The organism is Pseudomonas sp. LBUM1679, from assembly GCF_059695565.1.
In genome coordinates this window covers 2,922,464-2,944,810 of record NZ_CP166774.1, presented here as the reverse complement: position 1 = coordinate 2,944,810, position 22,347 = coordinate 2,922,464, and the positions used below count along the sequence as shown (strand labels likewise).

General features: G+C 58.1%; 15 protein-coding genes and 1 pseudogene. 5 read left to right on the top strand and 11 right to left on the bottom strand.

What is annotated here, in order from left to right; all coding sequences use genetic code 11:
* The first annotated feature begins 451 nt into the window (after window positions 1–451).
* Entirely contained in the window at window positions 452–1,411 is a 960-nt protein-coding gene (locus ACA062_RS13505; RefSeq protein ID WP_497456823.1) for an EamA family transporter, read from the top strand.
* Between the two features lie 4 nt (window positions 1,412–1,415).
* On the opposite strand, the pseudogene ACA062_RS13500 reads toward ACA062_RS13505, so the two are convergent.
* From ACA062_RS13500 to ACA062_RS13475, 6 genes and pseudogenes are all read right to left on the bottom strand, one after another.
* Window positions 1,416–1,793 (bottom strand): annotated as a pseudogene (locus tag ACA062_RS13500) (type VI secretion IcmF C-terminal domain-containing protein); the annotation flags it as partial.
* A gap of 12 nt (window positions 1,794–1,805) precedes the next feature.
* Complete coding sequence (locus ACA062_RS13495; protein WP_497456822.1) at window positions 1,806–3,032, bottom strand: KPHS_23130 family T6SS system protein; 1,227 nt, start codon at window positions 3,030–3,032, stop codon at window positions 1,806–1,808.
* A 213-nt stretch (window positions 3,033–3,245) separates the two neighbouring features.
* A complete protein-coding gene (locus ACA062_RS13490; RefSeq protein WP_497456821.1) occupies window positions 3,246–3,962 on the bottom strand; it encodes a hypothetical protein in 717 nt (238 codons plus the stop codon).
* A 114-nt stretch (window positions 3,963–4,076) separates the two neighbouring features.
* Complete coding sequence (locus tag ACA062_RS13485; protein WP_497456820.1) at window positions 4,077–4,520, bottom strand: hypothetical protein; 444 nt, start codon at window positions 4,518–4,520, stop codon at window positions 4,077–4,079.
* Complete coding sequence (locus tag ACA062_RS13480; RefSeq protein WP_497456819.1) at window positions 4,517–7,168, bottom strand: pesticin C-terminus-like muramidase; 2,652 nt, start codon at window positions 7,166–7,168, stop codon at window positions 4,517–4,519. The genes ACA062_RS13485 and ACA062_RS13480 overlap by 4 nt, the downstream gene beginning before the upstream one ends.
* A gap of 31 nt (window positions 7,169–7,199) precedes the next feature.
* Window positions 7,200–9,578: a type VI secretion system Vgr family protein gene (locus ACA062_RS13475; RefSeq protein WP_497456818.1), complete on the bottom strand. Its 2,379-nt coding sequence runs from the start codon at window positions 9,576–9,578 to the stop codon at window positions 7,200–7,202.
* 592 nt (window positions 9,579–10,170) lie between these two features.
* Here ACA062_RS13475 and katG point away from each other — a divergent pair.
* Both katG and ACA062_RS13465 read left to right on the top strand, forming a co-directional pair.
* Window positions 10,171–12,426: a catalase/peroxidase HPI gene (gene katG / locus ACA062_RS13470; RefSeq protein WP_497456817.1), complete on the top strand. Its 2,256-nt coding sequence runs from the start codon at window positions 10,171–10,173 to the stop codon at window positions 12,424–12,426.
* 199 nt (window positions 12,427–12,625) lie between these two features.
* Complete coding sequence (locus ACA062_RS13465; RefSeq protein ID WP_497456816.1) at window positions 12,626–13,645, top strand: AbrB family transcriptional regulator; 1,020 nt, start codon at window positions 12,626–12,628, stop codon at window positions 13,643–13,645.
* Window positions 13,646–14,515: 870 nt separating this feature from the next.
* Here ACA062_RS13465 and ACA062_RS13460 read toward each other — a convergent pair.
* The 4 genes from ACA062_RS13460 to mqo all read right to left on the bottom strand — a co-directional run bounded on the left by ACA062_RS13460 (window position 14,516) and on the right by mqo (window position 18,584).
* On the bottom strand, window positions 14,516–14,827 hold the full coding sequence (locus tag ACA062_RS13460; protein WP_497456815.1) for a DUF6124 family protein: 312 nt from the start codon (window positions 14,825–14,827) through the stop codon (window positions 14,516–14,518).
* A gap of 171 nt (window positions 14,828–14,998) precedes the next feature.
* Window positions 14,999–15,616, bottom strand: coding sequence for a GAD-like domain-containing protein (locus ACA062_RS13455; protein ID WP_497456814.1), 618 nt, complete (start codon window positions 15,614–15,616; stop codon window positions 14,999–15,001).
* A 242-nt stretch (window positions 15,617–15,858) separates the two neighbouring features.
* Window positions 15,859–16,476 (bottom strand): GAD-like domain-containing protein, encoded by a 618-nt coding sequence (locus tag ACA062_RS13450; protein WP_497456813.1) that lies wholly within the window; start codon window positions 16,474–16,476, stop codon window positions 15,859–15,861.
* Window positions 16,477–16,934: 458 nt separating this feature from the next.
* The gene (gene mqo / locus ACA062_RS13445; RefSeq protein ID WP_497456812.1) at window positions 16,935–18,584 is read right to left on the bottom strand and encodes a malate dehydrogenase (quinone); all 1,650 of its coding nucleotides are present in this window, start codon (window positions 18,582–18,584) and stop codon (window positions 16,935–16,937) included.
* A gap of 382 nt (window positions 18,585–18,966) precedes the next feature.
* Between mqo and ilvD the strand changes: the two genes are divergently transcribed.
* Together ilvD and sodC are read left to right on the top strand one after the other, a co-directional pair.
* A complete protein-coding gene (gene ilvD / locus ACA062_RS13440; protein ID WP_138965961.1) occupies window positions 18,967–20,649 on the top strand; it encodes a dihydroxy-acid dehydratase in 1,683 nt (560 codons plus the stop codon).
* Window positions 20,650–21,017: 368 nt separating this feature from the next.
* Window positions 21,018–21,539: a superoxide dismutase [Cu-Zn] SodC gene (gene sodC, locus ACA062_RS13435; RefSeq protein ID WP_497456811.1), complete on the top strand. Its 522-nt coding sequence runs from the start codon at window positions 21,018–21,020 to the stop codon at window positions 21,537–21,539.
* Window positions 21,540–21,584: 45 nt separating this feature from the next.
* Here sodC and ACA062_RS13430 read toward each other — a convergent pair whose 3' ends face one another.
* On the bottom strand, window positions 21,585–22,310 hold the full coding sequence (locus ACA062_RS13430) for a methyl-accepting chemotaxis protein (RefSeq protein WP_497457411.1): 726 nt from the start codon (window positions 22,308–22,310) through the stop codon (window positions 21,585–21,587).
* Window positions 22,311–22,347 lie beyond the last annotated feature (37 nt).

Below are 22,347 nucleotides of genomic sequence, written 5' to 3'. Positions count from 1 at the left end.
GGTTTGAGTCTGATTCACGGAGTAAAGCATTCGCCGGTCCGCGCTATGCGGTTTTTTGATTGTCACGCAGTCAACGCAGAGGCATAAGCGGTGAATCAGCTGTATTGATGTCGCCTGACACTCCGCCTTCGCTGGCAAGCCAGCTCCTACAGGGGATCTGCGGCGAACACAGAATCCGTGCACGACAGCGATCAACTGTAGGAGCTGGCTTGCCAGCGAAGAGGCCCGGACGGTCACCACAAAAGCCGAAGTCATACGACCTCTTTTACAATTCGCCATTCCCTCCTCGCAAGCAATCATCCCCCACACCCCCCAAGCCCTGAGCAATCCAACAAGCTAGGCACCCTTGCCCCTCCAATCCAAAACGGTACAAACTCACCAAGTTGTACGACAACATAATAAAAACACCCGTCCATCCCCGACGATGGCAAACACCCTTCGAGACCCCGCCATGACCCGCCTCGCCACCGCACAAACCGTCCCGCCCCCCTTCCCCCGCCACCTCGCCGTGCTCATCCTGCTGTGCATGGGGTGCGCCTTCGCCGGCAACCATGTGGCCGCGCGGGTGGCGTTCGATGACGGCGCTGGCGTATTGCTGGCGATCCTGATGCGTTCGGGCGCCACCGTGCTGGTGCTGGCCGCGCTGGTGCTCTGGCAGCGCCAAAGTCTGCGCCTGCCCGCGGGCGCCTGGCGCTGGCAGCTGCTGTTGGGCTTGCTGATCACTGCGCAAAGCCTGTGCCTCTACTCTGCCGTGGCACGGGTGCCGGTGGCGCTGGCGCTGCTGGTGGCCAACGTCTTCCCCATCCTGCTGGCACTGCTCACCTGGGCGCTGGGCGGGCCACGACCGACCGCGCGCACCGCCGCGTTGATGGGCCTGATTCTGCTGGGCCTGGTATTTGTACTGGACGTGCCGGGACGCCTCTCGGCCAACAGCAGCGCCGGCCCGCAGTGGCTGCTCGGCGTCGCCCTCGCCTTCTGCGCCGCCAGCGTGTTCGCCTGCGCGCTGTGGATCACCGATCACAAACTGCCCCAGGTGCGCGGTTCGGTGCGCAGCCTGCTGACCATCTTCATCGTCTTCAGCAGCGTCAATCTCGCCGGCCTGAGCGGCGCCCTCCCCGGCGGCCTGAACCTGCCGGCAACCACCACCGGCTGGCTGGCCCTCGCCACGCTGGTGGTGCTCTATGGCACCGGGTTTATCGTGCTGTTCATCTCGGTGCCCCGCCTGAACATGCCGCGCAATGCACCGGTGATGAACATCGAACCGCTGGCGACCTTGTTGATGGGCTGGATCGTGCTGGACCAGATGCTCAGTGCCGGTCAGGTGATGGGTGGGGTGATCGTTGTCACCGGTATTGTGTTGCTGACGTATCGCAAGACGGTCGGCAAGGTCGAAGCGAAAGAACCGGCCTAACCGCTTATGGCAAGGTGAACCCTCGCAACTTCAGCAACGCGAACGGCCCCGCGCCCAGTTCCGTGCGCAGGTTCCGGGTCAGCTCCAGGCCGTCCGGGGCCTTGAGTTGCAGCCGGTGCAGGATGTCGCTGTCGTTCAGCGGGGTGACCCGGGCTTTTTCCAGCAGGCGGATCAACCCCCAGGTGCCTTCGTAGTCACCGAACAGCCGTTCACTGGCCTGCACGCTGGTCCAGATCAAACTGGTGCCCGGGTGGCTGCTGAAGCCAGGCCAACTGAAGCGCTGCCAGCTTTCCTTCTGATTGAAGTATTCGTGTTTCTCGCCGTTGAGCACGAACGTGGTTTGCACCACGTCGCGCACCGCTTTGTCGCGCAGTTCGAAACTGCATGCGAATTCCTATTTAGAAGGTGCCGACACAGGCATCAAGACCGTGCCCCAGAGTCCGGCCGTGGCAGGGCCACCACCACTGAAGATGAATTGCGCTCCAGCACCGCGCTCAATCGTCTGCGTCGCGGCCGCGATAGCCAGCCAAGGTGATGCTTTCCCGGGATGCCCCAACAACGCATCGAGGTTGCAAAGCGCCTGCTTGCCCAACAGGGGTTCTTTAGCCAACACGGTCGCGATGGCCGAATGACGTTGTGGGTCGATACCCACCCGCCAGGTCTTCTCGATTGACTTCGCTTCAAGCGGCACCCAATCGAGGGCTTGACGCGTGACATAGAGCAGATCGGCGTCGGTAGGCTGGCGCTCCTGTTCAGGACGGTGCAGGTAGGCGATCGGCGCCAAGGTGGTTTGCGTCAGGCGATTGCCGAACAACACGCCGACGGCGACTTCTGCCGTGCCCTCGGGCTGTTCCGGTGCAAGCTGCACGGCCAGCACCAGCAGCAGGGCCTGGTCGCCGATGCGCTGGTCGAGCCATTGGTCCAGCGCGGCCAGCCCATTGCCCTCGACGGGTACTGTCGATTGGCGGATGCCGGACTCTCCCCATGCCTTTTGCCACACTCGGCGCCACTGGTCGTCAGACAAACCGCTATCGACTTCCAGTAACAGGGTGAGCGGCGCGTTATCAGGCAATCGCGCCAGGGTTGGCGCCAAGTCGGAGAGCACCTGTGCAAGTATTCGCAGTAGTGTCCGTTTGAGGTCTGCATCCCTACCCGCTGACAGGCGACTATGACTAACAGTAGTCAGGTCCAACCTCGACGGCTGAGATTTCAGGGCTATGGTTGCGCTCAGCAAGGCATCCAGTTGTGCGGCCGGCGGCTCCCCTGGCGCTCGAAGCGCGGTATACCAGCTCACACTCAACACTTGCTGCGAGCGTCGACCCTGTCGAATTTTGCGGATCAGGACTTCTTCCCGCGCTTCATCCCAACCATCGGCAGCATCGTGTTCGCCCATATGAAACAGCATTCGCCCAAAACCCAGCACGCACCAACTCAGGATCGGTACGCCTAAGGCCAGGCCCCAGAATTCATCAGGTTTCTGGTGCAACGTTTCGTCGCCGAACAGCAAGGTCCCTCCGAGTCCCAACAACAAACTCGACAGCAGCAAGCCGAGCCACAACCAGATACGAGGCCGTTCAGGACGTGGCGCTAGAGGTGGAACTTTATCCAGTCTGATGGGCATGACTAACGCGCTCTCGTTTCAGACAGTGGGGAAATTAATGCACGTCCGCTGCCAGCACTGATTATGCCTTGCATACTTTACCTCTCAACTAGGAGCCCGGCGCCTAACCATACTGGCTCTTTTTAATATTCCAGAACCGAAGCCACTGCTGATCGTCTTTCTAGAGCCCACTGCACACCAACAAATGATATGCAGTCGAATCGAAAACTTTCACTACAAACATTTATCAGTGGCTAGTTTTTTTAAATCATCTTCCGTCTTTCTGGCAAATCTAATGGGCTCTTCAGATCGGAGAATATCGAGATATTTAAGCTGAGGACTGTCGCCATTCAAAAACACTAAAAAAACATCAGCCTCTTTAAAATCAAAGCAACCCGAGGGACCTTTGATATATTTCTGAGGCAATGCATTCTCAAGCGCCTCCTCCGAAGCATATCTATCATAAACTTCAACATCCCCAATCGTTCCCAACAAGAAGTTAGTCGCCAGTTTCTGCTTGAACACGGGGCTTGTATCGAAAGAAAAAACCGAAGACGACCACCTGTTTGAATTGTTCTGTGCAACTTCAACATAGTCCTCACTCAGCGGAATGTTAAGCCCACACGTCCCAGCCGACATCCTGGCGCCATTATAATTATTTCGACTATCAGCGTAAGCACAATCAATTAATATCTCCCTCCCCTTTGACAGCAGGGTAAAATAAAAACTACCTCTGGAAAGAACGAGCAACGCAGGAATGCCGTTTATATCAACCAAACGACGAGCAACATTGTATTCATTACCCGTAATATTTTCATACACTACTTCGCTACTTCCATCACGCAACACCACACTTCCAGCTTTCGCCCCATTTACTATTTCTACTGCAGCTGATTTTGAAAAGGGCGAAATCAAAAACAACACCATGATAAAGAACGTTTTTTTTGACATGTCACAACCCCGAAGACAGCACAGAAGTTTGTTTAAGAATATCTTCAAATTTTTCAGCGTATGAAGTAATCAGTGCCTGCTTGCGGTGACTACGATATTGAAAAACTATAAATACTAATTTTCCGTGTTGCATTTGCAGGTCACTTCGTTGATTTCTTCCTTTTCCTGGCAGGAAAGGTGATCTGCCAGGCCATTATAAAATATTGATTCGCAGGACATAACTGTCTCACCGATGGGCTGTAAGGGGGTCACTCCAATTTTAAATAGAAGTTTTCCATCTTTGAAGGCGCCCTCTTTTACATCCACAGCTGTGTATCCGTCATCAAAGTCTTTTCCAGCTAATGAGCAGATTTTTTTCTCTGCTGATACCGTCCCTCTACCGCCGGGAAGCAAATTCTGGATAACAATACATGACTCATCCGATGAAATAAGATACCGAACCAAAAGATCTCCTACGTCGCCTGTCCCTGCCATAATTACTCCCTTGTAGTTAAATTCCGAGGCCTCACCCAAGCCAACGGCGAAAATAGCCAGTACAAACAAAAAAAAAGTTTTCATTGCTTTATATACTCCGCTCTTCGCTTAAACCTATCGTCTGGGACGTTCAACCAACGATCTTTATTGGACATTATATTTCTTACTAGCCCAATATCACTTTCGACAAAGGGCTTTTGAATGAAAGTTCTCGCATGCGTGGTGTAATCACCTCTATAAATCAAGTCAATTACAATGTCTTGAATCTTGCCATTCACCGCTCCCCAGACGAGTACACCATAAGCATCTTTGGCTGCTGCTGTATTCGATATACGAACCACATCTTTTTTCATGTAATCATAAACAGGCAAGAACAGTTCGTACTGCTGCCTTCTAGAAATCCTATGCTTTCGGATAGCCATCGGAGCGTTGTCGATATAATTCTTAGCTGCTGTTCCATGAAGACCTTTCGCCCCGATCAACCAAGTTACTAGCGGCTCTTCAATGCCTACTGCATACAGGTCTTTTCTTGGATTAGGCCGCTGACCTAGATCGTAACCACGGCCAATTGTTATTCCAGATACGCCACCCGGCCAGTGGGCAACTCTACTGAAGTATCTGTACGATGGGTGCGACTCATCCTCTATATCATTGCCTTCAGCATCAAAGGTTAGTTGACCATAAGGTACTGTTAGCCAGCGCAAATCGTTCTGATCATCAACGGCGAAGAAACTGCTTACCAATCCCACCGGATGAAAGTGATAGACCTCCCCATGCGCCGGAAGCCCGACTCCCGCCGCCACCTCCCCCCACCAACACATCTGCCTGATCCGCTGCTTCTCCGCCAACCAATTCAAATGTGGCGTCGAACCGCTATGCCCAAGTACCTCATCCAGCCGGTCCCATTTGCCTGCCTTGTGGTACCACTCGCTTTCACAATGTACGATCAACTGCGAAATCGACTGCGCGTGAGCGGGCAGGCTGATTGCCGTTCGCACCTCTTCAGCCGTCATCCTGCCATCGCGGTTGGTGTCGATGATGTCGTACAGCCGGGTCTTCAACGGCCCCTTGTCGCCTTCATCCGCCATGGGACCGAAACGCTCGAGTTGCGCTTCGCTCAGGCGTTTAACCGCGCGCAGGAATGAGGCCATGAACTCCTGAGGGACGTCGTATTCGTCGATGATGTCGTAACCTTCCCACGACCAGGGGCTGACCCAGGGGGTGACACCGACTTCTTCGCGCACCCAGCCATTGAGCAGGTGGTTGTCCGCGTCGTGGAGCAGCCCGTCCAGGCGATACCAGTTGCTGGCTTTGCGGCTTTCGCTTGCGGTCACCTGGATTTTTCTGTCGGCCGGCAAAGCATCCAGCACGCTTTGGGGGATTAACAGGTCGGCAGCGCTGAGTGGGCTGGCGGCACTCAATACTTTCAGTTGCGCGGCAGTGACATTATTTTGATGAGGCACCACCGCGGTGCCCTTGGCGAGCTTCAGCCAGGTTTTGTCTTTTTCCGGCAGGCGCTGAGCCCAGGCGCGGCTGGCCTTGATGAACACCTCGACGCCATCGCCACTGAACACCTCCAGATGCAACTTCTCTTCCGGCTGCTCCGCACCGCTGTCTTGATACAGGCCGAGATGGCCGATCAGTTCCCCTGCTTTGATGGGTACGGGCGTGTCGAGTACCACCACCCGGTCCAGCGCCAGCGGTTTCTGCTCGCCTTGCAACGAGGCGAAATCCACGTACTGGTCGATGCGTTCCAGTTTTCGGTAATAGTCGTCACCACTGAGCGTGAAGCGCGTGCCATTCGGCAGTTCCATGAGTACCTCGCTGGGAAAGCTCGGTTCGGCGTAGACATTGAGCGAGCCCCCGAGCGCCCTGACGTAATAGTCGTCCCCGGCGATGAGCATCACCTCGGACATGGACACATAGCCGCGCAGCGATCCATCGGCGCTGATCAGATTGGCGGGGCCGAGGCGGTTCTCCAGCTTGCGCATGTGCCCCTCGCCACTGACAGTTACCTCGGCGCCCCGCGGCAAGAGGTCAATCACCTTGCCGTTCCGGTCCTGGGTGCGCACGTTCAGGCCACGCAGCTCAAGATTTCCGGGGCGGACGTCTTTCACCGTTTGTTTGACACGGCGGATCGGACTCTCGGGCCAGAACGCCGGACGAGTGAGGATGGCGTCCTCGTGGTACACCGACCAGTCCTGCAGGTGCATGTACAGGCTGTAGAAGGTCAGGCTGGGCGGCGTGTCCGGGCTGCCTTTGATCTTCGGTGGCTGAAGATGGTGGCGGACCAGCACGAAATTGCGTGAGAACGGCTTTTCTACGGTTTGTTTATTGATGGAATAAGCCGTGGTCGGCGCCTGCGTGTCGATGCGGTACGCCACCACTTCGCCGTCGGCCAGGCAGTGCACGCTGGATTGATCCAGGGCGGTGGCGGTGCCGCTGTCGAAATGTACCCCGCCGTGAAAGAGACCGCTGCGGCCCAGGGGGAAATAGCCTGCTTTCGCTTCGGCCATGTGGGTCAGTTGCAACAGCGGGTTGCGTTTCTCCTTGAAGGGATGGCACCAGTTCATCGGTGGGGGCGATGCATTGACGCCTGGCTCCAGCGAAGCGTCCGCCACAACCGTCGATAAGGCGGAAGCGGGTCGGATGGGAGCAACGGGCGCAACAGATCGTGAGCGCTGGCCGAACGACGACTCGGTGCCAAAAAGCCAAACGAGAAAATCGCGCATGGTGTGCTTCACTCCTTGTGTCTTGTAGGGATCAGGCTGAGAAATCCGAGAGCTCCACGGACTCGGCTTTGTGCTCGGTCAATTGAGCCAGCGGCGGTATTTCCAGCGATTGCTGGGCTGCACCGCTGTAGTCGAAATGCGCCGACTTGATGTTGAAATCACCTGCCGTGCCCGATTCGATGCTGGAGGGGTCGAGGGTGATATAGCTGCCGCCGGCGTTGAGGGTGATTTTCTTCTTGGCGGTGATGTGGATTTCGTCTTCGGTGCTGGTGATCGCCAGGCCGTGGCGCGCCATCAGTTCGAGCGTGTCGTTTTGCGCTTGCACGCTCACCGGCCCATGGTTGGCAATCAGCTTGATGCCCAGCTTGCGCACAAACAGGCTGAGCCCCTGCCCCACGCCGATGAACAGGCGCTTGACCACACTGAGGTCGGCTTCGCCACCGGCGTTGAGCATCAGGTTGTTTTGCGCGGCCAACTGGAGATGCTTGCCGCTGGTGAGGGCGATGCCCTGGGGCGCGCTGAGCAACAGTACTGACGACTTGAGTTGCTCCAGGTCTTGCCGGAGCAGGTTCAGTTGCGTAGTCACGTCGGCGGGATCTGCATTGGCGGCCTGGGCATCGACAGAGAGTTGCTGCAGCTGCTCGCCCGCCTGTTGCAGGCGGCCGATTGCCGCGCTCATTTCGAGGACCGGCCCCTGCGCCTTGGCCTGCTCATCGACACTGATAAACAGCCCCTTCCCCGCCCGAATTGCACCCCAGCCATCGGTGCGCAATTCAAACCCTTCACCACGTTTTTTCTGCTCGGCATCGACCAAATGCCCCAGGTTCAGCTGGCTTTTGCCACTGTGCTCGGTACTGAGCTTGACGTGCTCCTCCCCCCTTGTGTCCTCCATCCGCAGCTTGTTGTTGGCCGGCGTACGCAGCACGTTGCGTTTGTAATTGCGCGCACGCAGGGTCACGTGGTCCGGGTGCTGGCTGTCGTGCAAGGCATGGGCGATGTACGGCCGATCCGGGTCGCCCTGTTCGAAGGCCACCGCCACTTCGGTGCCGGCGATTAGCGGCAAATGCAGGCCGTGGGTGTCGCCGGCGTAGGGCCGGGCCAGGCGCAGCCACATGCTTTCCTGGCCGGGTTTCCAGGTATCGCGGTCGAACAGGAACTGCACGCGGTAGCGCCCTTCGACGTCGATTTCGGCGTAGGGGTCGTGTTTTTGCGGGTTGCTGACCCGGGCCGGGACGGTGCCGGCGATCTGCGGCTTGGGCTGCAGTGGCGGGCGGAAGCACACGCTTTCCGAATAGGGGATGGCCTGGAACCGGGCTTCGAAGCTGGCATCGCGGGCGGCGCGGGTGCTCAGGTGGGTGATCACGGTGCCGAGGGCGAAGGCCTGGGGCGCGCCGCCGGAGATCATCAGCTTCTGGCCGGGGGCCAGGGTCGCGCTGCTGCTGGTGCCGCTGAGGCGGGTCTGATCGTTGAGGTAGCGTTCGTGCTGCAGGCGGGCGTAGAAGTAGCCGGTTTCCGGCGGCAGGTCTTCGTAGAACTGATAGCGGTCGCCGAGGGCGGTGTAGGGTTCGGCGTAGTGGTAGGCCTCGCCGTAGGTGGTGGTCGCGCCGCGGGTGTGGTCGATCTCGCCGTCCAGGTGGGCGCGGGCGTCACGGTGCTGGTAGGTGCGGATGTTGACCTGGCGTTCCACCACCTGGTGGTGGGTTTGCAAGGCCCAGACGCCGTCCTGCTCGCTGCTGCTCAGGCCGGCGGGTGAGTGGTACGGCAGCTCGATGCCGGACTGGTAATGCAGCTGGTCGTCATGGAATTCGACGACATCGATGTTCAGGCGATCGTCGCTGGTGAAGCGGTACCAGATGCCAACTTCGGCCAGCAGGCGGGCGATGAAGGCCAGGTCGCTTTCGCCGTATTGCATGACTTGCAGGCGTTTGGGGTAGGTGCGCGTGAGCTTGAAGAAAAAGTCCTCGCCGCGGAAGTCGTGGCGGTTGCGCAGGATCTGTTCGACGATTTCCGGTACGGACTGGTGTTGGTAGAGGCGGAACTGCTGGCCGCGGGCAAGCAATGCCAGGCGCGGTTGCAGGGTGATTTCGTAGCGGGCTTCGTCGACGGAGCCGGACAGGCGTTTGAAGGCGGTGATCACGCCGTTGAAGGTGCGCAGCGGTTTGACCTTGAGGTCCTTGGTCAGGAAGGTGAGCTTGCGCGGCACGGGGTGCAGGCTGAACTGGGCCTCGCGGTTGAGCAGTTGGTCGGCGGCGATGTCCTGTTCGGTGCAGGTGAATTCGACGACGTAGTGGAATGGCTGGCTCAGTTGTTCTTCGCCGTGGAAGGCCAGGACGTCGAGGGTCAAGCCGGCGTTGAGGACGTGCAGTTTGTGGCGGCTGTGGTCGAAGAAGGTGCGTATGGGGTTGGGCATGGTCAGGCCTTCCTGGTCTGTGTGGGACGAACAGGGAGGCGTTATGTCCACCCTCGTACAAGCGCTCGAGAGCTTTTACGATGGCGGCCACGATGGAAATAGGACGTTTCTGATGGGTGCGTAGGGCGTTTCTGAGTAACACTGAGAACAGGGTAGGAAAAGCGTAAACCGGTGCATCTCAAGCGCACTTCCCACGCGCAAGCGAGAGAACGATCAGCAGGAATTCGCGAATACGTTAATTGGCAGTAAGGGCGGCAGGCCAAGCTGAAAGATTCTGCCTATCACCCCCGAATACTCCACCTATTAGCTGACTCCGGCACTCGGGTCTAACCTTAATCCAGCGCTGGCATTATAAGCTGGCCGGTTTAGCGCTGATCAGGAAACACCGAATGAGTCCGAAGCTTGACTAGGGCACCCGTGGGCCACCGCGCAGGCAACTCGATTGCCGCTGTTCAGAATTCCCGAGTGGTCAAGACAATCAGTTGATCGAACTGCTGGCCCTGCCGCCTAAGTCATTGATTTTGCTCGTCGCTATTGCGCGCCCATACCGGGACGGATAGCCGGATGAACACGACCTAAAGGTAGCTCACACATGGCAAACGAATCGAAATGCCCGTTCAACCACGCCGCTGGCGGTGGCACGACGAACCGCGACTGGTGGCCGAACCAACTGAATCTGAAGATCCTGCACCAGCACTCGTCCCTCACTGACCCCCTGGACGAGGGCTTCAACTACGCCGAAGCCTTCAAAAGCCTGGACTTTGCGGCGCTCAAGCAAGACCTGCACGCACTGATGACCGATTCACAAGAATGGTGGCCGGCGGATTTCGGTCACTACGGGCCCCTCTTCATTCGCATGTCCTGGCACGCCGCCGGTACCTATCGCACCGGTGACGGCCGCGGCGGTGCGGGTTCCGGTCAACAGCGCTTCGCACCGCTCAACAGCTGGCCGGACAACGTCAGCCTCGACAAGGCGCGCCGGCTGCTGTGGCCGATCAAGCAAAAATATGGCAACAAGATTTCCTGGGCTGACCTGATCGTCTTGACCGGCAACGTCGCGCTGGAGTCCATGGGCTTCAAGACCTTCGGTTTTTCCGGCGGTCGCAAGGACGTCTGGGAACCGGACGAAGACGTCTACTGGGGTTCGGAAAACAAATGGCTGGGCGGCGATACCCGCTACGGCAAGGAAAACGAGCCCATGCAAGAGCCCGGCGAAGGCCCGCTGGTTGCCGAGCCGGGGGAAAACGAGGAGAGCCGTACCGAGCAGGGGCGCAACCTGGAAAACCCGCTCGCTGCGGTGCAGATGGGTCTGATCTACGTCAACCCGGAAGGCCCAGAGGGCAACCCGGATCCGCTCGCCGCGGCGAAGGACATCCGCGAAACCTTCGCCCGCATGGCCATGAATGATGAAGAAACCGTGGCGCTGATCGCTGGCGGCCACGCCTTCGGCAAAACCCACGGTGCCGGGCCTGCCGACAATGTCGGCGCCGAACCGGAAGCTGCCGGCCTGGAAGCCCAGGGCTTTGGCTGGAAGAACAGCTTCGGCACCGGCAAAGGCCCGGACACCATCACCAGCGGCCTGGAAGTGACCTGGACCACCACGCCCACCCGGTGGAGCAACAACTACCTGGAGAACCTGTTCGGTTTCGAGTGGGAACTGAGCAAAAGCCCGGCCGGGGCGAACCAGTGGGTCGCGAAAGACGGCGCCGGCGCCGGCATCATTCCCGATGCCCACGACCCGTCCAAACGGCGTAATCCGACCATGCTGACCACCGACCTGTCGCTGCGATTCGACCCCATCTATGAACCGATCTCGCGGCGCTTCCTGGAGAATCCGGAGCAATTGTCCGATGCGTTCGCCCGCGCCTGGTTCAAACTGATCCACCGTGACATGGGTCCACTGTCGCGCTACCTCGGCCCGGAACTGCCCAACGAAGAACTGCTGTGGCAAGACCCGATTCCAGCGGTCGACCATCCCTTGGTCGACGACAGCGACGTTGCCGCACTCAAGAGCAAACTCCTGGCGTCGGGCCTGACGGTCTCGCAGCTGGTATCAACCGCCTGGGCAGCGGCTTCCACCTTCCGCGGCTCCGACAAACGCGGCGGCGCCAATGGCGGCCGCCTGCGTCTGGCCCCGCAGAAATTCTGGCAGGCCAACCAGCCTGAGCAACTGGCGAACGTGCTGGCGAAACTCGAGAGCATCCAGAGCGAGTTCAACAGCGGCGGCAAGAAGATCTCGCTGGCGGACCTGATTGTCCTGGGCGGCAGCGCCGGTATCGAACAGGCGGCGAAAAATGCCGGCCACAACGTCACGGTGCCGTTCACACCAGGACGGATGGACGCCTCGCAAGAGCAGACGGATGTGGAATCCTTCGGTTTCCTCGAGCCCATTGCCGATGGTTTCCGCAACTACCTCAAGAGCCGCTACCGCGCACCCGCCGAGGCATTGCTGATCGACAAGGCACAACAGCTGACACTCAGCGCGCCAGAAATGACCGCGCTCTTCGGCGGCCTGCGCGTGTTGAACATCAACGCCGGACAAACCAGACACGGCGTGTTCACCCAGCAGCCGGAAGCCTTGACCAACGACTTCTTCAAGAACCTGCTGGACATGGGCGTGGAATGGAAACCAACCTCGCAGGACAACGAAGCGTTTGAAGGAAGGGATCGTAAAACCGGTGAAGTGAAGTGGACCGGGACCCGCGTCGATCTGGTCTTCGGCTCGAATTCGCAGCTGCGAGCATTGGCCGAATTCTATGCCAGCAGCGATTCGAAGGAGAAGTTCGTCAAAGACTTCGTTGCGGCCTGGACCAAGGTGATGAACCTGGATCGCTTCGATCTCAAATAACTCAACCGTACTGCTGAAAACCCGCAACGCCTCCCTCTGTGGAGGCGTTGTGCTTTTTGGCTGGCGAGGTCTTTCTGCGCATTGAACCCGGCGCACTTGACGCTTCAAGCCGTTAAATGGGACAACGTGTTGGCCCTGAAAAGAAGACTCGATGCAAGCGTTGGGTTATTACAAGAATTAAGGAAGATTCGTCAGCCCCATGAAAACCCTATTCTGCTTGCTGATCGCCATCAGCGTCGGTATCGCGCTGCAGTACGCCGGCATCCCCCATGGCCTGTTGCTGGGCTCGATACTCGCCACCGCATTGTTCGCCAGCAACCTGCGCTTTTCGCCCACGCTGCCCCTCAGCCTTGGCTACGTGCAAATCGTCCTGGGGATCGCAACCGGCCTGATGTTCAAGTCATGGGACAGCCAAACGGCGGCGGCGATGCTGCCCAGCCTGGGGTTCATGCTGCTGGCCCTGGCAGTCCAGAGCGCCGTGGCCGGATTCTGGCTGCTCAGGGTCTCGGGATGGAATCGCAAGGACAGCCTGTTGGCCGTCTACCCCGGCGCCCTCGCCGCGGTGTTTGACTTGCTGGAGTCCGAACGTGCGTCCGGCAAAGTGATCGTCGTACACCTGGTCCGACTGCTATCGATCACCGTGCTGGTCAGTTTTTGCATTCCCGCGCAGACCAGCGCGGTGCTTGCCCAGAGCAGTCCGCTGGTAACGGGTACGGCACTGACCCTGCTGTCGCTGATCGCCTTGTGCATAGTGCTCGGCCGATGGCTGCTGCGCGTCGGCGTCCCCGCCCCCTTCATGCTCACCGCGATTGTCGTCACCGGCGTCTACATCAAGATGGGTTATCTGCAGGCCTTCCACATGCCGCAATGGAGTGTCGACAGCGCCGTCGTCCTGCTGGGTGTGCTGATCGGCTCGAAGTTCAAGGACATTCCCCTGTCGGAACTCCTGCGCCACGGCCGCGCCGCACTGGTGTCCGTCACCCTCATGCTGCTGATCGCAGCGGCCTTTGCCGGCGTGGCCGGGCGGGTGCTGGGCAGCGATCCGATGACGTTGTGGCTGGCGTACATGCCTGGCGCCATCGAGACCATCACCATCGTCGCCTTCAGTGGCGGGCTGAACGTGGTGTTCATCCTGACTCATCATCTGGTGCGGATGGTCATGCTGCACTTTGCGCCGGCGTTGCTCATACAGGCGCGGCGCTGGCGGGAAGAGGTGTGATCGGCAGCGGGCACTGCGGGGGGGACTAAACGGGAGAGATCGTGGCAAGGGCGCCGATCAGAATGGTCAACACCAGAAATCCACCGAGGAAAAATGCCATTTTGCCCATGGGGCCTCCTACGTTATGAGTTTGCGGTGCAGTAGCTGATGGAACTGCGGACCGTGCTGTCATTGTGAGCCGCGGACGCTGTGCATTACAGCAGCAGATGGCGCAGGAAAATACGGATCAGATTCCCACGCACACCATCAACATCACTGTCGCGCATAGAACCTGTGGGAGCGTGGCTTGCCCGCGATGGCGTCCTCATGGCTGGCCCGGCTATTTGACCGTGTACATATCCATTTCTTCGGCAACGGCTACTGCCGGTTTCGCTCTTACAGCGAGTCACTTGGAAAAGCCCCAAGTAACCAAGGGCTCTTGCCCCTGTCGTTCGGTGCCTCGCTAAGGCTCGGCATGCCCTCGCTCCGGTCCTGCTCCGTGGGCCCGCCGCGATCGGCCATCCATGGCCGTGCGCGGCTAACCCGGCATCCATGCCGGGTTGCCCACTGCGCAGAACCTCCACTCGGCCTCTCGATGGGGCGTGCACCGCCAAAGCAAAAGCAAAAGCAAAAGCAAAAGCGAGGCGGCCTACCAGCCGACCTGGCTCTCTGATCCGCACGCAATCCAACTGTAGGAGCTGGCTTGCCAGCGAAAGCGCCCTGACAGCCAACCCATCCACCTCGACCGTACTCAATTCCCCCTGTAGGAGCTGCCGAAGGCTGCGATCTTTTGATCTTGCCATTGCTCTAGCTTTGGATCTACACACCCCTATCCCAGAGCCCAAACACCGATATCGCGCAGAGGGCCCAACACGTTAAATGCCCCCTCACCTATTCCTGCGGATCAACCTGATCCAACACCCGATTCACCGACAACTCCGCCAAAGAAATCATCTGCTGAATCGCCAACGCCAGATTACATTTCGGTCCTTCGAGGATATACGCCAACTCACTGGCCATGACACTAGCCGAGGCAAGGGTTTCACAGGCGTGAACTAGGAGGGTCTCGCTATTTACGGTGGGGACAATGGTGAAGATGGCATTGGGACGACGCTCGGCCATGGCTGGCTTGCGAGATGGAGACTCTGGATCGATTTTTGGCGACTCGGTTGTATGGGACGGCTTGGCGTTGTCGTTGAGCATCTGGAACTCCAATGGGTGGGGCTCCTATAAGAAATACGGGCTACCACACCCGATCGCTGCCTTGGCAGCGACGGAGGGAGATTAGCGAGGGGACTTCCGAGAGGCAAGCCTATCGGATTGTAGGAAATCTCCGAGACATTCGGGCCACCACCTTACGGCAGCTATGATGTTTCAAATTTTCGGAAACGCCCAGTCGGTAAGTGGTGAGAGTTGAGACAAAAACTCCAGGTGCTCTATCGTTTTGACCTTTTCAATATGCTCTAAATCTATCGATCCACCGAGAGCCAAAGCAGGCACTAGCCCATACATTTCGTCAGCTTCAAGTTTGCCTAGCTTCTGCACAGCCGGTTTAAACAAAAACTCCAAGTCGTTATAATCGGGGTCCATGGACGAAAAAAACACACGTACCCCAAAATCAAGCTGCTCGCCTGTAAAAATGGAGACACGGGTGGAGTAACGTGCCATATAAGCGGTGATCGTCACGCAATACCCGCTTTTTTCTCCCCACACATAAAGATCACCAAACGCACTACGTGCAATAACATAGTAGTTATCTTGGTGATAAAGCTCTGTATCAACTAACCACTGCGCCAGTACGGTTTCGTATTCCTGAGGGTTGACGGTCCAAAATAACCCGTCCCCGTATCCGCACCACCCAAACTCTTTCCAATACTCGATCAATTGACCGGAAAGTTTGTTTTCATATCGAGCCACGCTCGATTCCGGAACTTCCTGGCGTGTGGTTGGAGCGCCGAACTGTTTGATAAAAAAAGCATAATCCTCGTCCAAAGCCAACTCCTACTTACATCTTTTGAATATTGCATTAATTTTTGTGGAGCCGCGGACAGCTTAGGAAAACGTTTGAAAAATAAAAACGCAATAAAACACGCGTCAGATTTATTTTAGACGTAGTTGAGCGCCTTAATAAATTCGCCTCTTTCTAAGTCCTTTTAGGTCAATGCCAGTACTAGAGCCGGCCATAAACGTCCTTGAGATGGCTAAGTGAGAAGGCGATCAAGTCATTATCACAATTAAATATCAGGAAAACCCCAATCCCGAAGCGGGGACAACTGAGATAAAAATTCAAGATGCTCGACCGTGTTAACTTTCTGCAGATTATCCAGTTCTACCGATCCACCAAGGGCCAAAGCAGGGACGAGTCCATACATCTCATCAGGCTTGAGTCGCCCGAGTTTTCTGGTTGCTGGTACGAACAACTCTCCAAAATCGTTGGATCCAGCATTCATGGCTGAGAAGAAAACCTTCACGCCAAAATCGAGTTGCGAACCGGTGAATCTGGAGTCGCGTAAGGAATAGCGTGCCATCGGGCATGAGATAGTCAGGCAATACCCGCTTTTTTCTCCCCATATGTAAAGCACACCAAAAGCGCTGCGGGCGATTACGTGATAACAGTCTCGGTCGTAAAATTCAGTGTCGGCTAACCAGTAGCTCAGCAACGGCTCATAATCCTGAGGATTGACGGTCCAGAAAATACCATCCGCATATCCGCACCAACCATACTCAATCCAGTATTCAAGTAGTTGGTCTGGGAGTCTATGCCGATATCGAGCAATAGTTGACTCTGGAACTTCTCGACGTTCAATTTGAGTCGCAAATTCTTCAACAAAAAGCGCAAAGTATTCGTCCACTGCCAACTCTCTATTTGCATCTTACGCGATATTAATGCCATCCAGGTAGTACTCACCAATGCGCGGCAAGCCCTCGACAAAAGAACTCGGCAACGGAAACCAGGCCGAGTGCTCCCAGTACATGAACCTGGCATCAAACAGCGCGGCAACTTCTAATAAGCCACCTTATATCAAGCCGTTTTCTTCAAACAATAAAACCTGGAAAAACTTCAAGCACCATTTGTGAACAAAGGAAATTTCAGACCCTAAACCTTACGGTTTCTGTAAGACGTTTCTTACTTGCACAGCCTGACACTTTAGTTCAGTATTGATTGGTATTACATCGCATCCGGATGGGAAAATTTATGTATGGGGCCGACTGCTACTATTCAGGCGTTTCAAATATCCAAAAAACCAATGCCCACAAAAAAGCCCGCTGACCGTCACCGGTTCAGCGGGCTTTCAAACAGCTTTTCTACTTACAAAGCCATATCACTGGCAGCATTCTCTTTCACAGCCTTCGGCTTTTCAGCGGCGGCAGGTGCAGCAGGAACAGCAGCCTGACCGATCACCGGCGGCGGAGTCAGTTCCAACACCTTGGCGGTGTAAGCCCACTCCTCAGCCACCTTCTCAGGACTACCATTCAACTGAGTGCCATAACTCGGCACGATCTGGTGCAGCTTCTCCTGCCAGGCCGGGGAAGCCACCTTGTCCTTGAACACCTTCTGCAGCACGGTCAGCATGATCGGCGCGGCAGTCGATGCGCCTGGCGATGCACCCAGCAGACCGGCAATGCTGCCGTCCTGCGAAGCCACGATCTCGGTGCCCAGCTTCAGCACACCACCGGCGGCTTCGTCACGCTTGATGATCTGCACGCGCTGGCCGGCTTGCCACAGGCGCCAGTCTTCGGCCTTGGCGTTCGGGAAGTATTCTTTCAGGGCGTCGAGGCGGTCTTCGTCCGACAGCATCAGCTGGCCGGCCAGGTACTCGACCAACGGGTACTCCTTGATGCCGACCTTGGTCATTGGCCACACGTTGTGGGTGGTGGTGGTGCTCAGCAGGTCCAGGTACGAGCCTTCCTTGAGGAACTTGGTGCTGAAGGTGGCGAATGGGCCAAACAGGATGACGCGCTTGCCGTCCAGGACACGGGTGTCCAGGTGCGGCACCGACATCGGCGGTGCGCCAACGGAGGCTTTGCCGTAGGCCTTGGCCAGGTGTTGCTCGGCGAGGGTCGGGTTTTCGGTGACGAGGAACGAGCCGCCGACCGGGAAGCCAGCGTATTCCTTGGCTTCAGGAATGCCGGACTTCTGCAGCAGGTGCAGGGCACCGCCGCCGGCGCCGATGAACACGAACTTGGCGTCGGTTTCGGATTTTTTGCCGTCTTTGAGGTTTTTGTAGCTGACGCGCCAGCTGCCGTCTTCGTTCCGGGTGATGTCCTGCACTTCGCTGGACAGTTTCAAGTCGAATTTCGGGGTGGTCTGCAGGTGCGCGACGAACTGGCGGGTGATTTCGCCGAAGTTGACGTCGGTGCCGATCGGGGACCAGGTGGCGGCGATTTTCTGGTTCGGGTCACGCCCTTCCATCATCAGCGGCACCCATTTCTTGATCACCGCCGGGTCTTCGGAGTACTGCATGCCGGCGAACAGCGGGCTCGCTTGCAGGGCTTCGTAGCGCTTTTTCAGGAACTTGATGTTGTCATCGCCCCACACAAAGCTCATGTGCGGCGTGGAGTTGATGAACGAACGCGGGTTTTTCAGCACGCCTTGCTGAACCTGCCAGGCCCAGAACTGACGGGAGATCTGAAAGGCTTCGTTGATTTCAACGGCTTTCGGGATCTGCACGTTGCCTTTGTCGTCTTCCGGGGTGTAGTTCAGCTCGGCCAGGGCGGAGTGACCGGTACCGGCGTTGTTCCAGCCGTTGGAGCTTTCCAGGGCGACGCCGTCAAGGCGCTCGATCATTTCCATCGAGGTGCCGGGTTCCAGCTCATTGAGCCACACACCCAGGGTCGCGCTCATGATCCCGCCGCCGATGAGCAGTACATCGACTTTCTTTGCCTCTTCCGCCTGAACGGAAGTGATCCCCATCGACAAAGCCAGCCCCAGCAGGGCTGTGTTCATTTTTTTAAACATCTGTAGCACCTATGATAAAACGCCATCCGCCCTTCCATCTTCACTCGCAAGGCCCTTGTTTCACGGCATACAGGCAGATGTCGTGGGTTCTTGCGCATGACGATTGGAGGGTGGGCACACAAGGCCGACGTGTTCCATCGACCTCAGTTTATATGTCCCTACTGAACTGGTTTTTATCTTTATTGGCTTCAGCTACTTGAGCGACAGTGATTCTGTTGGCGGGTCTCGTGGACACGCAAACTGAATAAGTCAAAGCAAGTTATTACAAAGAATATCACGACATGGCGAACCCGCGCGTCTGTTCCCCACTTGATGCCCGGGCACGGGCGCCGGGCGCCACTATACTGATCCTGATTTTTCTGCGAGCCGGTGAGGAACAGTCATGAGCGATAAAGTCGATTTGCGCAAATATTCCTCTCAAGTGGTGGACGGCATAGAACGCGCGCCCGGCCGCTCCATGCTGCGCGCCGTGGGTTTCACCGACGAGGACTTCAAGAAGCCGCAGATCGGCATCGCTTCGACCTGGGCGATGGTCACGCCGTGCAACATGCACATCGACAAGCTGGCGATCGAAGCGGAAAAAGGTGCGAATGCCGCCGGTGCCAAGGGCGTGATCTTCAACACCATCACCATTTCCGATGGCATCGCCAACGGCACCGAAGGCATGAAGTATTCGCTGGTGTCGCGGGAGGTGATTGCCGATTCCATTGAAGTCGTCGCCGGTTGCGAGGGCTTTGACGGGCTGGTGACCGTGGGTGGCTGTGACAAGAACATGCCGGGCTGCCTGATCGGCATGGCGCGGCTGAATCGCCCTTCCATCTTCGTCTATGGCGGCACCATCCGCCCCGGTGCCGGCCACACCGACATCATTTCCGTGTTCGAAGCGGTGGGCCAGAATGCCCGGGGTGATATCAACGAGATCCAGGTCAAGCAGATCGAGGAAGTGGCAATCCCCGGGCCCGGTTCCTGCGGCGGCATGTACACGGCCAACACCATGGCCTCGGCGATCGAGGCGCTGGGCATGAGCCTGCCCGGTTCCAGCTCCCAGGACGCGGTGGGCAGCGACAAGGCCTCGGACAGTTTCCGCGCCGGCCAGCAGGTGATGGAGCTGCTCAAGCTGGACCTCAAGCCGCGGGACATCATGACCCGCAAGGCCTTTGAAAACGCGATTCGGGTGGTGATCGCCCTCGCCGGCTCGACCAATGCAGTGCTGCACCTGTTGGCCATGGCCCATGCGGTGGATGTCGAGCTGACTCTGGATGATTTCGTCGAGCTGGGCAAGGTGTCGCCGGTGGTGGCCGACCTGCGCCCCAGCGGTAAATACATGATGAGCGAACTGGTGGCCATCGGTGGCATCCAGCCGTTGATGAAGCGCATGTTGGCCGCCGGCATGCTGCATGGTGATGTGCTGACGGTGACCGGCAAGACCCTGGCCGAAAACCTGGAAAACGTGCCCGATTATCCTGAAGGCCAGGACGTGATCCTGCCCTTCGACCAGCCGGTGAAGAAGGACTCGCACCTGGTGGTGCTGCGCGGCAACCTCTCGCCCACTGGCGCGGTGGCCAAGATCACCGGCAAGGAGGGTTTGCGCTTTGAAGGCACGGCTCGGGTGTATCACGGTGAGGAAGGCGCACTGGCCGGCATTCTCAACGGCGAAGTCAAGGCCGGCGACGTGATCGTGATCCGCTACGAAGGGCCCAGGGGCGGGCCCGGCATGCGTGAAATGCTGTCGCCGACGTCGGCGGTGATGGGCAAGGGCTTGGGCAAGGATGTGGCGCTGATTACCGACGGGCGCTTCTCCGGTGGTTCCCACGGTTTCGTGGTGGGGCACATCACGCCGGAAGCCTTCGAGGGCGGGCCGATTGCGCTGATCGAAGACGGCGACAGGATCACGATCGACGCTGAAACCCGGCAGATCAGCGTCGACGTGTCCGACGCCGAGCTGGCCGAGCGCAAGACCCGCTGGGTGCGGCCGGAATCGAAGTACAAGCGCGGGGTGCTGGCCAAGTATGCGAAGACCGTGTCCAGCGCTTCGGAGGGCGCTGTGACGGATAAGTATCTCTAGGAGGGCAACGTTGTCTGAACTGACGCCTTCGCGAGCAAGCTCGCTCCCACATTTGGTCTCGGGCGCTTACAAATTCTGTGTCCACCCAAGACCCCATGTGGGAGCGAGCTTGCTCGCGAAGAGGCCCTCATGACCAACGCAAAAAAATCACTGAACGGCGCAGCCCTGCCCCCTACCCTGGCCCCTCTTTAAAGCTTCTCGTAACAAATGCGCCCGTAATCCCCTAAAACTTCTGAACGCCCCCCCGACTCTCACTTTTACGCTGGCGAACTCCATGCATCGTCACGATGCACTTCATCGGCAGTTAATGCCCTCAGGTTATGAGTTCGCCTCGCAAAAACCCTCACACAACCCTTCAGGAATCGCCTATGAAACGCTCCATGTGGTTTGGATTGATCGCTACCCTGGCAACCGGCACGGCACACGCAGCTTCCCAGGAAGTGCCCATGAATCTGGTGAGCGCCGAGGGTGTGCCTCAGGCCATCGGCACGATAACGGTCAACGAGACGCCCTATGGCCTGTTGTTCACGCCGAATCTCAAGTCCCTGCCGGCGGGCACGCATGGTTTTCACGTGCACGAAAACGGCAGCTGCGAAGCGGGGATGAAGGATGGGGTCAAAGGCGCTGCGCTGGCAGCCGGGGGACATCTGGATCCGCTGAAAACCGGCAAGCACCTGGGCCCGTATGCCGACGGGCACCTGGGCGATCTGCCGGCGGTCTACGTGACAGCCGACGGCATCGCCAATTATCCGGTACTGGCGCCGCGCCTGAAGACGCTCTCGCAAATCAAAGGTCACGCACTGATGATCCACGCCGGCGCCGATAACCATTCGGACATGCCAAAACCCTTGGGCGGTGGCGGCGACCGTGTCGCGTGCGGTGTGATCTGACCCCACGCGATCAATGCCGGCGCCGGCGATTTCCAGCGCGCTACCTCATAGCCTGAATCGATCCACCGACTGCGACAGCTTGCCCGCCAGGGTGGACAGTTCATCGGTGGTCGAAGCGGTGCGGCCGATGACTTGGCTGTTGCCCTCGGACATGCCGGCGATCATTTCCACCTGATGCGCGATTTCATTGCTCGCCAGGCTCTGTTCGCCGATGGTGCGGGTGATGTCGTTGACCAGTTGCGTGGTGTTCAGCGTGGCGTCGAGGATCTCGCGAATGGCGCGTTCGACGTCGGCGGTCACCGCCATGCCTTTGTCGACCTGGGCCACACCCGCTTCCATGCTGGTCACCGCCTCACGGGTGCTGAGCTGGATGCGCGCGACCATGGCGGCAATTTCCTGGGTGGAGGCGCTGGTGCGTCCGGCGAGGCTGCGTACTTCGTCGGCCACCACGGCAAAGCCACGGCCCTGTTCCCCGGCGCGAGCGGCCTCGATGGCGGCGTTCAGCGCCAGCAAGTTGGTTTGATCGGCAATGCCCTTGATCACCTGGATGATGCTGAAAATCCCCTCGGACTCCTTGTCCAGCGTGCGGATCACCTGGGCCGATTGCTGCGCCGAACGCGCGATGCCGTCCATGTCGTTGACCACCTGATGGATCACCCGCCCGCCATCCTTGGCCAGGGTCTCCGCCTGGTTGGCCATGTTCAGCGCCCGCTCGGCATGCCGGGTGATTTCCTCGATGCTGGCGGTCATCTCGCTGGCTGCCGCCGCCATGGTGCTGGCCGCGGCGCTTTGCTGCTGGCTGCTGCCG